Raw genomic sequence first — 14120 nt, 5'->3', positions numbered from 1 at the left:
CCATGCCCTATCTGCGCGCGCTCGCCTTTGCCCTCACGCTGACGGGCGCCCTTCTCTTCCTTGTTCCGCTACAGGCGCTGGCGCGCCGGCGCGGCTGGCCGATTCAGCACGCGATCCAGACGCGCTTCTGCCGCGTGGTCTGCGCCGTCATCGGCATAAAGGTCGAGGCGCGCGGCGCCCTGCCTTTGACGGCGCCGCGCTTTGTCGTCGCCAACCATGTGTCATGGACCGACATCATCGCGCTCGCGAGCCTCTACCCCTTTGTCTTTCTCGCGAAGAGCGAAGTCGCGAGTTGGCCTGTGCTCGGACTGCTCGCGCGGCTGCAAGGCACGATCTTCGTCGAGCGCGGCGCCAAGCAGGATATTGCGCGCGTCAATGAGGCGCTCGCCGATGTGCTGCGCGCGGGCGGCGATCTCGTCGTCTTTCCGGAAGGCACGTCGAGCGACGGCGCTGATGTTCTTGCCTTTCGCTCGGCGCATTTCGCGCCGCTCGAAGCCATGACGGCGCGCGGTGAAGCGCCGACGCTCGCGCCTGTGGCGATCTCTTATTCAGACGGGTTGGAGAGGATAGATGTCGGCTGGTATGGCGACATGACCTTCCTGCCGCATCTGTGGCGCTTGATGAAGCGCGGCCGTACGCAGTGTCACATCGCCTTTGGCGAGGACGTCGAGACTGCAGGCAAGGATCGAAAGACGCTGGCAATGGAGACGCGCGCGAGCGTACGCGAGTTGCTGGCGTCGCTCTAGCGCAGGAAGCGCGCCGCAATCGAGCCGCAGGAGCATAAGCTCGCTGCAGCCATCGCCCGCGTGCGCGAAGAAACTGCGGAACATCTTGCCAAGGAAGATTTCGTCGGCGCTATGCACGTGCTGTCAAACCTTCGCGAGCCGGTCGACGCCTTCTTCGACGATGTGACGGTCAACGCCGAGAACGCCGATCTGCGCTTGAACCGCCTGCGCCTCCTGGCCGAGCTCCGCCGCGTGATGATGGGCGTCGCCGACTTCGGCAAGATCGCCGGAGAGGCGGGGGCGGCTTAGCCCGAATTCATCGCTCTTCGAGAGCGTGGGCTTTTCCCGCTCATCAGTAAAATGCTAGCCGGATCCAAGCAGTCCCCGCCCGGGGTCACCCGACTATTTTGCGAGCTTGCGAAGGAGCTGTTCTGCCCAAGAAATTCCTGGGGGAAGCAGGTCAATAGCATCGCTCCTATTATCGAAAAAGATCGGCCGTTTTGAATGAAGTGGCTTCAAGACTTTTCTTTTGTAATCAGTCGCATTTGCGTACTCAACCCATCTCTGCACGTCTATACGGGGTGCCTTAAGGTCAGAAAAATACAAGGTGATTACTGTCCTTTCGGCAGCCGTCGCGTTCTGATGCAATAGAACCTTTTTGCCGTCCTTTTCCCAAAAAACAGGGTTCCAGCGCGTTGCTAGGCTATCAACCACTTGTTGTGCGCTGTTGATGTCGCAGCTGTAAAACATTCGGACAAACTCAGCCAAAATCCACTTCATTCCTTGCAAAAATAATAGACCGTCCATTTGATTGGGCTCTAAGTCCCCGCCGGCGTGGCCGATGGCCCTGTTATTTCGCATCTCGTACAGGGCTATCAGCAACCGTGGAATCTGTATTCTTACGGCTCGAGGAAAGGCATTCTGCGGCAGTTTCTCAAGATCAGCGCAAGCGGATCGCATGTCCTTTGGCTTGAACGGGGAAGCTGCATACGTTCCTGATGAGAAACCGTGGCAAACGCAGTAGGCTATTTCGCAGAACTTTCCTGCCTTTAGACCAAGTTTTTCCCAATCCGAGTGCAATGAAGCTCTCAGAGCCTCTTCATACTCGGATATCAAGGGGCCTCGGATTTGAGAAGGGATGTTTCCGAGTGCGATCGAAATATCGGTCGTCATTCACAACGCTAGGGGTTTGTGTATTTCCATATGCCATCGGTCTTCGTTCTGCGTAGCTTTCCAGCTTTGGTTAAACTCGTAAGTGCCGCTGCGATTTGGTTGGATTGATAGGTGTGACCTTTCTCTTTGAGACCTTCGCCAATCTCCCCGTTGGACTGCGGGGTCTTAAAAAATGCAGATTGCAAATTTAGGATTCGTTCCCCGCAGCTCGGCCCGTTTCGCTTGGATACGGTTCTGGGGCGCTTTGCAGCGGAGGCAGCATTCGCAGTCTCAGAGGCGGCAGCAAGCGACTCGTTAGCGTCCGGCGGTATGCATGCCGCATTGCCAAAGCGTTCGCGGAGTAAGTCCCTCAGATCGTCGTAGATTTTAAGGACAACGCTCGCGTCGCCTTCAACTTCAATCAATCCGAGGCTAGCGTTGATGTGCAGCTTTGAATTCATATGCAAAGACCCCGCAAATATGTCTGACGAGACTGAGTAGCGACCACAAACGACGCTCTCTCACGAACACCCCGTCGTCGCCCCACACGTCTCGCATTTCAAACACGTGCCGTTCCTCACCAGCGTGAAATTCGCGCACTCGGGACAGGCTTCGCCGACATAGCCCTTCATGCGCGCTTCGGCGCGTTTTTCGGCGACGCCGGTGACGGTCTTCGTCGGCTCGGTCCAGCCGAGCGTCGAGGTCGGGTCGTCCGCGTCATGGACGACTTCGGGCGTCGGCTCGGCCTTTAAGGCTGTCGCCCCGCCGCCCTGCACCACCATCAGCCGGTCGGTCTTGGAGCGCAGCAGACCACGCGAGACGACGGAGTTCGTCTCCGGCGCCTTGCCCTCATGCTGGCCCTTGCCGAGCACGTCATGGCCGACGTCTTCGGGCGAGACATGAGCGAGATCGTTGCGGCCGAGATAGGAGACGGCCAGCTCGCGGAACACATAGTCGAGGATCGAGGTCGCATATTTGATCGCGTCATTGCCCTGCACCGGACCCGCGGGTTCGAAGCGGGTGAAGGTGAAGGCGTCGACATATTCCTCGAGCGGCACGCCATATTGCAGGCCGAGCGATATCGCGATGGCGAAATTATTCATCAGGCTTCGGAAGGCCGCGCCTTCCTTGTGCATGTCGATGAAGATTTCACCGAGCCGCCCGTCTTCATATTCGCCCGTGTGCAGATAGACCTTGTGGCCGCCGACCGTCGCCTTCTGAATGTAGCTCTTGCGCCGGTTCGGCAGCTTCTCGCGCTCGCGGATCACCTGATGCACGACGCGCTCGACGATGCGTTCGGCGATGGCCGCCGCGCGCGCCGGCATATTGGCGGTGACGAGTTCCTCGACGACGTCCATCGCGTCGATGTCGTCGTCGCCGGCGATGAGCTGCGCCGAGAGCGGCTGCGAGAGCTTGGAGCCGTCGCGATAGAGCGCGTTGGCCTTGAGCCCGAGGCGCCACGACAGCAGATAGGCCTGTTCGCAATCCTCGATCGAGGCGTCATTCGGCATATTGATGGTCTTGCTGATCGCGCCCGAGATGAAGGGCTGCGCCGCCGCCATCATGCGGATATGCGAGTCGACCAGGAGATAGCGCTTGCCGGTGCGCCCGCAGGGATTGGCGCAGTCGAACACGGGATAATGCTCGCGCTTCAAATGCGGCGCGCCTTCCAGAGTCATCGCGCCGCAGATATGCACATTCGCGGCGTCGATGTCGGCGCGCGAGAACCCCAGATGCGTCAGCAGATCGAAGTTCTTGTCGTCGAGCGCGGCCGCTGGCACTTTCAACACGCCGGTGAGAAAATCCTGCCCGAGCGTCCATTTGTTGAAGACGAATTTGATGTCGAAGGCGCTGCGCAGCGCTCCTTCCACCGCCGCGATCTTCTCGTCCGTGAAACCCTTCGCCCGCAGGCTCGTGGTGTTGATCGCCGGCGCGTTGGAGAGCGAGGCGTGGCCGACGGCATAGGCCTCGATCTCGGCGATCTCGCTCTCGCGATAGCCGAGCGAGCGCAGCCCTTCCGGCACGGCGCGGTTGACGATCTTGAGATAGCCGCCGCCCGCGAGCTTCTTGAATTTGACCAGCGCGAAATCGGGCTCGATGCCGGTGGTGTCGCAGTCCATCACCAGGCCGATGGTGCCGGTCGGCGCGACGACGGTGACTTGCGCATTGCGATAGCCGTAGAGCTCGCCTTGCGCGAGCGCTTTGTCCCAGGCGGCGGCTGCGCGTTCGACCAAGAGCTGATCGGGGCAGGAGGCGACGTCGAGCGGCACGGGCGCGATCGCGAGCTGCTCATAGCCGACGCGTTCGCCATGCGCGGCGCGGCGATGATTGCGGATGACCCGCAGCATCGCCTCGCGATTCTCCATGAAGCGCGCGAAGGGGCCGCGCTCCTTGGCCATCTCCGCCGAGGTCGCGTAGCAGACGCCCGTCATGATCGCCGAAAGCGCGCCGGCGATGGCGCGACCGGCGTCGCTGTCATAGGCGACGCCAGACGACATCAACAGTCCGCCGACATTGGCGAAGCCGAGGCCCAGCGTGCGGTAGTCATAGGACAGCTGCGCGATTTCCTTTGAGGGAAACTGCGCCATCAGCACCGAGATTTCGAGCACCACGGTCCACAGCCGCACGGCGTGCTCATAGGACTCGACGTCGATGCGCTTGGTCTCGAGATCGCGGAACTGCAGCAGATTGAGCGAGGCGAGATTACAGGCCGTGTCGTCGAGGAACATATATTCCGAGCACGGATTGGATGCGCGAATAGCGCCGCCCGCCGGGCAGGTGTGCCAGTCGTTGATCGTCGTGTGGAACTGGATTCCCGGATCGGCGGACGCCCAGGCGGCGTAGCCGATCTTCTCCCACAGATCGCGGGCTTTCAGCGTCTTCGCCGTCTTGCCGTCGAGGCGCTTGATGAGGCTCCAGTCGTCGTCCTTCTCGACCGCCTGCAGGAACGCGTCCGTGACGCGCACGGAGTTGTTGGAGTTCTGACCCGAGACGGTGAGATAGGCTTCGCTGTCCCAGTCCGTGTCATAGGTGTCGAAGTGAATGTCCTTATAGCCCTGCTTGGCGAACTGAATGACGCGCTTGATGTAATTGTCCGGCACGTCGTTTTTGCGCGCGAGCTTGATCTCGCGTTTCAGCGCCGGATTGATCTCGGGGTTAAAGCAGTCGTCGCCGGGGCCTTCGCAGTTCATGCAGGCGCGCATGATCGCCTTCAGATGCTTCTTGACGATCTTCGAACCGGTGACCAGCGCGGCGACCTTCTCCTCCTCCTTCACCTTCCAGTCGATGAAGGCTTCGACGTCGGGATGGTCGATGTCGACGACGACCATTTTCGCCGCGCGCCGCGTCGTGCCGCCGGATTTGATCGCGCCCGCCGCGCGGTCGCCGATCTTGAGGAAGGACATCAGGCCAGAGGACGAGCCGCCGCCCGAAAGCTTCTCCTTCTCGCCCCGCAGCTTGGAGAAATTGGTGCCGGTGCCGGAACCATATTTGAACAGCCGCGCCTCGCGCACCCAGAGATCCATGATGCCGCCGTCATTGACGAGATCGTCGGCGATCGACTGGATGAAGCAGGCGTGCGGCTGCGGATGCTCATAGGCCGATTTCGACTTCACCATCTTGCCATTGGCGTAGTCGACGTAGAAATGCCCCTGGCTTGGGCCGTCGACGCCGTAGGCCCAGTGCAGGCCGGTGTTGAACCATTGCGGCGAATTGGGCGCCGCCATCTGCATGGCGAGCATGTAGCGAAGCTCGTCGCTGAACGCCTGGGCGTCTTCCTCGGCGTCGAAATAGCCGCCCTTCCAGCCCCAATAGGTCCAGGCGCCGGCGAGACGGTCGAAGACCTGCTTGGCCGAGATTTCGGAGCCGTTGCGCTGGTCCTTGGGAAGTTCGCTGAGCGCTTCCGTGTCGGCGACGGAGCGCCACAGGAAGGACGGCACGGCGTTCTCCTCGACGCGCTTCAAGCGCGCCGGCACGCCGGCCTTGCGGAAATATTTCTGCGCCAGAACGTCGGCCGCGACCTGGCTCCACTGGTTGGGGACGTCGATATTGTCGAGGGAAAAGACGATGGAGCCGTCGGGGTTGCGGATCTCGCTCTTCGTCGTGCGGAACGGAATGTTCGCATAGGGGGATTCGCCCGCCTTGGTGTAGCGCCGCTCAATTTTCATCGTCTCATCCCCTCAAAGCGCAGGCGTCCGCCCGCACGCAGCCATTCGCTGGCCCGCGACGCAATTTTTGCCAATTCTGAACTCGAAAGACGCGCGCCCCGCGCTCGCGGATGGATACGCCGCGATTGAAAGCACGCCGAAAACGAGGATCACGCCCACGCAAAGCAACGCTCTCGTCCGGCTGTCGCCAAAACTCGCCGAACGTCCTTGAGATCGTTCGCCGCGTCGCCATTCCGTGTTGCCTCCAGACTGCGTGAGTCTTGCGACGACGTCAAGATATAGTGATGAAAATTAAAAAAGCGACAACATGTGGATAAGTTAGTGGATAAGGGGGAAAACTTCAGTCGGGCAGGAATGAGCGTCCGGCATCTGCGCAGATTCGGCAAGCGGGACTTTTGCGGGCGCTGCCGTCCCCCTAGCCCTCATGCTGAGGAGCGTCCGTAGGACGCGTCTCGAAGCACGAGGGCGAGGGGTCGCACTCCCGCAGCATCCTTCGAGACGCCGCTTCGCGGCTCCTCAGGATGAGGATGCGCACTCGAGCGCCATACTCTCAAAACAACAAAGCCTCGCCGCCGCTACTTGCAGGCCTTCGCGTCCGCCGCCTTCAGCAGAAAGGCGTGGTTCTCCGCATTGTCGGGGCTCAAATAGAGATAGCTGGAGCGCCCGCCCGCATCGGGCCCCGGCATTTCCAGCCGCTCGACGACTGTCACGAGCACGCCCTCGGGCTGCGCGGCGATCCGGAAGGAGCCGGACTCACTGTAGCCGATCCGGCAATGCCGCACGCCGTCGTTCTTGCTCTTGCAGAGGTCGGTTTCCTCGGCGGAGAGCGACGCGTTGCATAAGAGGGCGCCGCGGTCCTCTTTGCAGGCGCCGAAGGTGGAGAAGGTCGCCTTGCCCCGCCCCTTCGTCGAAAATTGCAGCGTCGCCGAAAACGGATAGGGCGGCGTGTCTTTTCGCGTCTCGATCGACAGCCACGCTTTGTCGACGATCTGCTTTTTATGGGCGGAAAGATGCGCCGTGTCATAGGCGCGCGCGTAACATCCGAGCGAAGGGAGCGGCTCCGCCTGCGCCGCGACCGTTGCGAAAACAAAAGCGCAGATCGCCGCGCTGCAGATCAGTTGAGATTTGAACATTCGGACTCCTGGAGCGAGACGTTCAAGTGTAAACCGCAGCTGGCGCGTCACAGCAGCAATTCTCGCGTCACAAAAGCTTCGCCTCCCCGTGATCTTCAAGCGGGGAGATCGCAGCGGAGCGAGTCGCACATGTGGACGGTCAACGCGGATTTCGGTCAGACGATCTTCGCCCTCGTCAATTTTCCGCAAGCGGATGCAAAAAAGCAGAAAGCGGCCAAGAAAACGCTCAGTGAAACGCTCGGCCGTCTCGGCGCGCTGGAAGTGCGGCTCGCGCGCGGCAAGAGGGAAGTGCGCAAGGCGCAGCGCCTGCGTTACGACGTCTTCTACAAGGAAGGCGGCGCCATTCCCGATGCGCGCACGGCCTTCACCCGCCGCGACGCCGACCGTTTCGACAAATATTGCGATCATCTCATCGTCATCGATCACGCGGCGCAGACGCGGCGCGGCAAAATCAGGCCGAAGATCGTCGGGGCCTATCGGCTGATGCGCGACGACATGGCGAAGAAGGCCGGCGGCTTCTATTCCGAGAGCGAATATGACGTCGGGCCGCTCCTCGCCCGTCACGCCGGCAAGCGCGCGCTGGAACTCGGGCGCTCCTGCGTGCTCGCGCCCTACCGCGGCAAGCGCACCATTGAACTCCTATGGCGCGGGCTTCTCGCCTATGTGCGGGCGCATGACATCGATGTGATGTTCGGCTGCGCAAGCCTGCACGGCGCCAATCCGCTCGCCCACGCGCAGGCCTTGAGCTATCTGGCGCATTACGCCCCGGCGGAAGACACGTGGCGCGTCAGCGCGCGAGACGAGCTGCACACGCCGATGCGAATGCTGGCGCGCGACGCATTCGATCCGCGCAAGGCGCGCGACGCGCTCTCGCCGCTGATCAAAGGCTATCTGCGGCTCGGCGCGCGTTTTGGCGACGGCGCGGTCGTCGATCGCAAATTCAACACGACGGATGTTTTCGTGGTGATGCCGGTCGCCGAGATCGACGCGCGCTATCTGGAATTTTTCGGCGGCGCGCCGCACCGCCGCGCCGCTTAGCGCTCTGTCATTTCCGACGCGCGCGCCGCCACTCGGCGCGCTGCACAGTCCAAGGCGCTGAACTGGCTGGGCGCCGGCAGCGCCGCCCCGCTCTGGCCGCCCCCGCTCTCCGGAGTCGCCCTCAAGATTTTTCCCTGCTCGTGGCCTCTTGAAGACCGGCCGCGCCGCTCTGTTTAATCAAGAGCGCGGCCGCGCGCGAAATCGCCGCGCAGGAGCAAAAACATGGACGCGAAGAGAGCCACCACACCCGAAGAACGCCATGAGCTGCGCGAGGTCGTCGGCCTGTTCGACACCGTCGACACGCTGCAGTCGGCTATCGACGATCTTCTCACTGGCGGTTTCGACCGCTCGGAGATCAGCCTACTCGCCGAAGAGGACACAGTGCGCCAAAAGCTCGGCGACACGGATGTGAGCGCCGACGCGCTTGAAGACAGTCCCAGAGCGCCGCGCACGCCATACATCGACAGCGAGTCGCTCAATATCGGCAAGGCCTCGATCGTCGGCGTGCTGTTCTACGTCGGCGTCTTCATTGGCGCCGGAGTCGCCCTTGCCTGGGCGCTGTCTTTGACGAGCGCCATTGCGGTTGGACTGTTGACCGGCGGCGCAGCCGGGGTTTTGGGCCTGCTGGTTTCAAAGCTCGTCGGCGACCGTCAGACCAAATGGGCGCAGTCGCAATTGAAGCATGGCGGACTGCTGCTTTGGGCCCGCGTCTGGAACGAGGAGCGAGAACGCGCGGCGATGGAAATCATGCAGCGCCACGGCGGCCGCGACGTGCATGCGCATGTGGGAGCATAAGCGCAACCGTCGGTTGTCAACAGCCCGGATCGCTTCTAGCATCGCCTTGTAAGGCCCGCGGCGGATCGGCGGCGGGCGGGTTGCTGTGCGTGTCGCCATGCGTGTCGCTGTGCGTGTCCTGGCGGTTTTTATCGTTTTTTGCTTTGGGGTCGTTGCGGCGGCGCAGTCGGCCTTGGCTGGCGCGTGGCTCATGCCGCCCGGAGAGGGGCAGGCGATCGTCACCACGACCTTCGCCGACGCGCGCAAAGCCTATGACGCCAGCGGCCGGCTGATCCAGACGCCCTCCTATCGCAAGTTCGAGACGCGCCTCTACGTCGAGCACGGCCTTTTTGACTGGCTGACGATCGTCGCCGAAGGCGGCTATATGAATTTCTCCGGCGCTGCCGGGCCGTACGACCACCTCAACCTGCTCGTCGAGGAAGCCAAGGCCGGCCTGCCGCTGTCGCTCCAGGGCCCGCCGGGCGCGCGCTATGACGGCCTCGGATTGGGCGCGCTCGGCGCGCGCACGCTGCTCTTCACCTGGGGCGATTACATCGTCTCGCTGCAGGCGGGCGTCCGGGCCGCCTCGCCGGCGGCGCGGCGGTTCCTCGATATGCGCGATCCCGTGCAGGCCGACCTGCGGCTGCTCGTCGGCCGGCCCTTCGAGTTTTTCGGCTTTCCCGCCTTTGTCGACGCCCAGCTGGGTTATCGGTCGCGCGGACAGAATGGCGACGAGATCCGCGCCGACCTCACCGCTGGGCTACGACCCCTGCCCCCGATCCTGCTTCTCGCCCAAAGCTTCTCCGGCTTTGCGCCGAGAGGCGGCCCGGCTGGCGTCGTCGCCGCGCAGAAATTTCAGTTGAGCGCGGTTTACGACATGACGGCGTCGCTTTCGTTGCAGATCGGCGCGATCGCCGCGCTTGGCGGCGTCAACTCGCCCGCCGAGCGCGGTCTGATCAGCGCATTCTGGTGGCGATATTAGTTGGCGACCTGCTCTACCCTGACATGCGCGACGCCCGCCGATCGGAAGCCGAGGCTGTCGGCGGCCGCGACGGAAACGTCGATCACCCGCCCGCGCGTGAAAGGCCCGCGATCATTCACCGTGACGACGATCGAACGATTATTATGCAAATTGGTCACCCGCACCTTCGATCCGAAGGGCAATGTCCGATGGGCCGCCGTAAGAGCGCCGACATGCGCGCCGCTCGCCGTGCGCCCCCTGTGCGCGTAATAGGACGCTTGGCCAACCCACTCGCCCGCTTGCGTCGCCGTCGGAGCGAGCAGGCTCGCGGCGCAAAGGGACAGAACTCCGGACATGACTCTTTTCACAACATTCTCCTTTGCAAGGGCCGCAAGCGACTCCGCGGATCTCTGGCCAATAGAAATCGCTCGTGACCAAACAATGGCGAGCTTAGAAGCGTCACGCCGCCATCCGCTGAGCACTTAATAGAATGATGGAACCGCGCTTAAACCTACATTGTTCCATTACTGCTTATTCTTGTCTTTGATCGTCATGACCGCTTTGCATAAACTTGTCTTCTTGGCTTGCGACATAAGCGCAACACTCCAGGACTATTTTTATCGGGAGGCTCCTTCCCCTGCTCGAGCGTAGAGCGCAGCACTTCTTGAAGTGCGTGCGCCCCGCGCGATTTAGTGACGTTGGCGGGGTTGGCGGCGAATATTCAGCGCGCCAGGACCGCGCATGGATTTTCGCCCGCCAGCGCAAATGCTTTGAGACCACGATCAGGAGCTGGAAATGTCTCAATCGGTCAAAACGGCGGTCGCGACGGCCGCGTTGGTTATCGGGTTGCTGGCCCATACGGACCTCGCTGAGGCGCAGAGGGGCGGCTTTGGCGGCCGAGGCGGCGGGTTCGGCGGCGGCGGTTTCGGCGGTGGCGGGTTCGGCGGGTTCAGGGGCGGCGGCTTCGGCGGCGGCGGCTTCGGTGGCGGCGGCTTCAGGGGCGGCGGACTTGGCGGCTTCAGGGGCGGTGGTTTCGGCGGCGGTTTCCGTGGCGCGGTTCTGCCCGGCGGCGGCTTTAGAGGCGGCTGGCGCGGCGGCGGCTGGGGCAGGCCTGTGGTCGGCGGTTGGGGCGGCGGCTGGGGCTGGCGACGCCCCTGGGCGCGCTCTTATTGGCCCTGGTATGGCGCGGGCCTGATCGGAGCGGGGTACGGCTTGGGTTGGGGTTCGTCCTATTATTCCAACATCGGCTACAGCGGCTGCTATCAGCTTCGCAACGTGTGGACCAATTGGGGCTGGCGGCCCCAGTGGGTGAACGTCTGCTACAGCGGCTGGGGCGGCGGTTGGGGTGGCTGGAACACCGGCTGGGGCTGGTAAGCCGATCGCTTCGCGTCGGCATTTTTGAGACACACGCGCCCTCCCGGTCTGGGAGGGCGTTTTTGCATCGGAGAGGAGCTGGAGATGTCTAAAGTAGTTAAAGCGGCGGCCGCGACCGGCGCTCTGCTCATTGGCTTAATAGCTCATTCCGGCGCCTCGCAGGCGCAGCGATGGGACGGATGGCATGGCTTCGGCTGGGGCGGCGGCGGCTTCCGCGGCGCGGTGCTGCCCGGCGTCCACTGGGCCGGCCGTTGGGGCGGCCGCGCCGGCCCGGGCCGGCCGGTGGGCTGGGGCGAGCCTTGGGGCTGGAGCTATTACCGCACAGACCTGCCCGCCTATTCGCCGGGATACGACGCGGGCGTTGGGGGCGGGGGCTGGCCCAGCTACGCCAACGCCGGCTACGGCGACTGCTATCAGATCCGCCGGGTGTGGACCCATTGGGGCTGGCGACGCCAATGGATGAACGTCTGCCCGGGCTGGGGCGGCGACGGCGGTTGGGGCTGGTAAGCCCTTCCGATTTTCCGGGAGGCCTTTTGCATTGGCCGCCTGCCCGGCAGCCCGAGCGGTTGCGGCGACGCTGATAATAGCTAGATTGCGGGCTTCGTCACTCGCGAGGCCACCTCATGCCGCATCATGCGCGCGTCATCATCATTGGCTCCGGCCCGGCCGGCTATACGGCGGCGATCTACGCCGCCCGTGCGTTGCTCGAGCCGGTGCTCATCGCCGGCTTCGAGCAGGGCGGTCAGCTCATGATCACGACGGAGGTGGAGAACTACCCCGGATTCGCCGAGCCGATCCAAGGGCCCTGGCTCATGGAGCAGATGCGCCTGCAGGCCGAACATGTCGGGACGAAGCTCGTCTCCGATCATATCATCGGGGCGCATCTCGACGAGCGGCCGTTCAGGCTCACTGGAGATTCGGGCAAGTCATACACCTGCGACTCGCTCATCATCGCCACCGGCGCCAAGGCGAAATGGCTCGGCCTGCCGAGCGAGGAAAGGTTCAAGGGTTTTGGCGTCTCCGCCTGCGCGACCTGCGACGGATTTTTCTTTCGCGGCAAGAAAGTGCTTGTCGTCGGCGGCGGCAACAGCGCCGTCGAGGAAGCGCTGTATCTTTCCAATCTCGCGTCGCATGTGACGATCATCCACCGCCGCGACGAATTCCGCAGCGAGCGCGTATTGGTGAAGCGTCTGCTGGCGCAGGAGAATGTCTCGATTCTCTTCAATCATGTGATCGATGAGATCGTCGGCGACGAAAACCCGCTGAGCGTCACCGGCGCGCGCGTCAAGAATGTCGCGACCGGCGCGATTCACACGCTTGCGGCGGACGGCGTCTTCGTCGCCATCGGCCATTCGCCCGCGTCCGAACTGTTCCGTGGCCAATTGACGATCAAACCATCGGGCTACATCGCCGTCGAGCCTGGAACGACGCGCACCAGCATGCCGGGCGTCTACGCCGCCGGCGACGTCGCCGACGAAGTCTATCGCCAGGCCGTCACAGCGGCGGGCCTCGGCTGCATGGCGGCGCTCGAAGTCGAGAAATTTCTCCTCGATGCGCCGACCTCGGCGGTCAAGGAAATCGCCTGAGATATTCCGACAAGCGCCCGCCTCCACCCTCCCCTTGAGGGGGAGGGTCGCGCCGAAGGCGCGGGGTGGGGTGACGACCCCAACGCGCGCGCTCGACACAATATGCGGCGCGCTGTACGAGCGTCCGAATGAAAGCTCTGCTTTCACCCCACCCCGGACTGCGTCGCAGTCCGACCCTCCCCCTCTAGGGGAGGGTGAATAAACCCAGGCGCATGTCTTCCGCACCGGGCGGAGGGAATGAGGCGCAGAGCATAAAAGCGCAGATGTCCGATCTCCTTCTCGAACTCTTCTCCGAAGAAATTCCGGCGCGTATGCAGCGGCAGGCGGCTGACGACCTGAAGCGGCTCGTCACCAATGCGCTCGTGGAGCGCGGCCTGACCTATGAGGGCGCCGCCGCTTATGCGACGCCGCGCCGTCTCGCGCTGCAAGTGGTCGGCCTGCCTTCGCGCCAGCCCGATATCCGCGAAGAGCGCAAAGGCCCGCGCGTCGGCGCGCCGGAGGCGGCGGTCGCCGGCTTCCTGAAGAGCGCCGGACTCGCCTCGCTCGATCAGGCGAAGATCGCGAAGGACAAGAAGGGCGCCGAGTTTTATCTCGCCGTCATCGAGCGCGCCGGCGCGGAGACGATCGACGTTCTCGCTGAAATTCTGCCGGCGATCATCAAGAGCTTTCCCTGGCCGAAGTCGATGCGCTGGGGCGCGGCGTCCGAGCGCGGGGATTCGCTGCGCTGGGTGCGGCCGCTCCATTCCATCGTGGCGACCTTCGGACCGGAGACGGAATCTCCCGAGGTCGTCCGTTTCGAGGTCGACGGAATCGCATCGGGCAATTTGACCCACGGCCATCGCTTCCTGGCGCCGCAGCCCATTCGCGTGAAGCGCTTCGAGGATTATGCGCTCTCGCTCGAGCGCGCCAAAGTCGTCATCGATCCGGCGCGCCGGCGCGACATCATTCTGCATGACGCGAAGGATCTCGCCTTCGCGCAAGGGCTGGAGCTTGTCGAGGACGCTGGCCTGCTCGAAGAAGTCGCGGGACTCGTCGAATGGCCAGTGACGCTCATGGGCGCGTTCGACGAGAGTTTCCTCTCCATTCCGCCGGAAGTCATTCGGGCGACGATCCGCGTGAACCAGAAATGTTTCGTGTTGCGCAACCACCCTCCCCTTGAGGGGGAGGGTCGCGCCGAAGGCGCGGGGTGGGGTGAAGCGGCTCCCCCAGGC

Annotated in this window: 13 protein-coding genes; 9 read left to right on the top strand and 4 right to left on the bottom strand. The window is 63.2% G+C overall.

All coding sequences use genetic code 11. The features are described 5' to 3' along the window. Positions 1-2: 2 nt before the first annotated feature. Both A3OO_RS0110135 and A3OO_RS0110130 read left to right on the top strand, forming a co-directional pair. Positions 3-746: a lysophospholipid acyltransferase family protein gene (locus tag A3OO_RS0110135; protein ID WP_018407731.1), complete on the top strand. Its 744-nt coding sequence runs from the start codon at positions 3-5 to the stop codon at positions 744-746. A gap of 18 nt (positions 747-764) precedes the next feature. Further along, a complete protein-coding gene (locus A3OO_RS0110130; protein WP_083909751.1) occupies positions 765-1034 on the top strand; it encodes a DALR anticodon-binding domain-containing protein in 270 nt (89 codons plus the stop codon). 93 nt (positions 1035-1127) lie between these two features. On the opposite strand, the gene A3OO_RS23550 is transcribed toward A3OO_RS0110130, so the two are convergent. The 3 genes from A3OO_RS23550 to A3OO_RS0110105 all read right to left on the bottom strand — a co-directional run bounded on the left by A3OO_RS23550 (position 1128) and on the right by A3OO_RS0110105 (position 7176). Continuing rightward, entirely contained in the window at positions 1128-1898 is a 771-nt protein-coding gene (locus A3OO_RS23550; protein WP_156824792.1) for a hypothetical protein, read from the bottom strand. Positions 1899-2398: 500 nt separating this feature from the next. Next, entirely contained in the window at positions 2399-6043 is a 3645-nt protein-coding gene (locus A3OO_RS0110115; RefSeq protein WP_018407727.1) for a vitamin B12-dependent ribonucleotide reductase, read from the bottom strand. Between the two features lie 575 nt (positions 6044-6618). Further along, positions 6619-7176, bottom strand: coding sequence for a hypothetical protein (locus tag A3OO_RS0110105; protein WP_018407725.1), 558 nt, complete (start codon positions 7174-7176; stop codon positions 6619-6621). Between the two features lie 129 nt (positions 7177-7305). Here A3OO_RS0110105 and olsB point away from each other — a divergent pair, with 129 nt between their 5' ends. The 3 genes from olsB (at position 7306) to A3OO_RS0110090 (ending at position 9970) form a co-directional block, all read left to right on the top strand. Beyond that, positions 7306-8214 carry a l-ornithine N(alpha)-acyltransferase gene (olsB, locus tag A3OO_RS0110100; protein ID WP_018407724.1) on the top strand — a complete coding sequence of 303 codons (909 nt, stop codon included), beginning with the start codon at positions 7306-7308 and terminating at the stop codon, positions 8212-8214. 222 nt (positions 8215-8436) lie between these two features. Continuing rightward, positions 8437-9009, top strand: coding sequence for a hypothetical protein (locus A3OO_RS0110095; protein WP_018407723.1), 573 nt, complete (start codon positions 8437-8439; stop codon positions 9007-9009). Between the two features lie 97 nt (positions 9010-9106). Beyond that, positions 9107-9970: a hypothetical protein gene (locus tag A3OO_RS0110090; protein ID WP_018407722.1), complete on the top strand. Its 864-nt coding sequence runs from the start codon at positions 9107-9109 to the stop codon at positions 9968-9970. On the opposite strand, the gene A3OO_RS0110085 is transcribed toward A3OO_RS0110090, so the two are convergent. After that, positions 9967-10317, bottom strand: coding sequence for a septal ring lytic transglycosylase RlpA family protein (locus tag A3OO_RS0110085; protein WP_018407721.1), 351 nt, complete (start codon positions 10315-10317; stop codon positions 9967-9969). The two genes, A3OO_RS0110090 and A3OO_RS0110085, sit on opposite strands and share 4 nt — an antisense overlap. A 427-nt stretch (positions 10318-10744) precedes the next feature. Between A3OO_RS0110085 and A3OO_RS0110080 the strand changes: the two genes are divergently transcribed. From A3OO_RS0110080 to A3OO_RS21455, 4 genes are all read left to right on the top strand, one after another. Then, entirely contained in the window at positions 10745-11323 is a 579-nt protein-coding gene (locus A3OO_RS0110080; protein WP_018407720.1) for a hypothetical protein, read from the top strand. A gap of 84 nt (positions 11324-11407) precedes the next feature. Then, entirely contained in the window at positions 11408-11830 is a 423-nt protein-coding gene (locus A3OO_RS0110075; protein ID WP_018407719.1) for a hypothetical protein, read from the top strand. A 116-nt stretch (positions 11831-11946) separates the two neighbouring features. Further along, entirely contained in the window at positions 11947-12909 is a 963-nt protein-coding gene (gene trxB / locus A3OO_RS0110070; RefSeq protein WP_018407718.1) for a thioredoxin-disulfide reductase, read from the top strand. Between the two features lie 263 nt (positions 12910-13172). Beyond that, a partial coding sequence (locus A3OO_RS21455; RefSeq protein WP_156824917.1) for a glycine--tRNA ligase subunit beta occupies positions 13173-14120 on the top strand: 948 nt, incomplete at its 3' end.

It is taken from the genome of Methylocystis rosea SV97 (assembly GCF_000372845.1).
In the GTDB taxonomy this organism is placed as follows: domain Bacteria; phylum Pseudomonadota; class Alphaproteobacteria; order Rhizobiales; family Beijerinckiaceae; genus Methylocystis; species Methylocystis rosea.
Note: the sequence above shows the minus strand (reverse complement) of the source record. Positions and strands in the feature narration are given on the sequence as shown.

Coding starts and splice junctions, on each gene's coding strand:
- A3OO_RS0110135 (WP_018407731.1), top strand. CDS start 3: ATGCCCTATCTGCGCGCGCTCGCCTTTGCCCTCACGCTGACGGGCGCC.
- A3OO_RS23550 (WP_156824792.1), bottom strand. CDS start 1,898: ATGACGACCGATATTTCGATCGCACTCGGAAACATCCCTTCTCAAATC.
- A3OO_RS0110115 (WP_018407727.1), bottom strand. CDS start 6,043: ATGAAAATTGAGCGGCGCTACACCAAGGCGGGCGAATCCCCCTATGCG.
- A3OO_RS0110105 (WP_018407725.1), bottom strand. CDS start 7,176: ATGTTCAAATCTCAACTGATCTGCAGCGCGGCGATCTGCGCTTTTGTT.
- olsB (WP_018407724.1), top strand. CDS start 7,306: ATGTGGACGGTCAACGCGGATTTCGGTCAGACGATCTTCGCCCTCGTC.
- A3OO_RS0110095 (WP_018407723.1), top strand. CDS start 8,437: ATGGACGCGAAGAGAGCCACCACACCCGAAGAACGCCATGAGCTGCGC.
- A3OO_RS0110090 (WP_018407722.1), top strand. CDS start 9,107: ATGCGTGTCGCTGTGCGTGTCCTGGCGGTTTTTATCGTTTTTTGCTTT.
- A3OO_RS0110080 (WP_018407720.1), top strand. CDS start 10,745: ATGTCTCAATCGGTCAAAACGGCGGTCGCGACGGCCGCGTTGGTTATC.
- A3OO_RS0110075 (WP_018407719.1), top strand. CDS start 11,408: ATGTCTAAAGTAGTTAAAGCGGCGGCCGCGACCGGCGCTCTGCTCATT.
- trxB (WP_018407718.1), top strand. CDS start 11,947: ATGCCGCATCATGCGCGCGTCATCATCATTGGCTCCGGCCCGGCCGGC.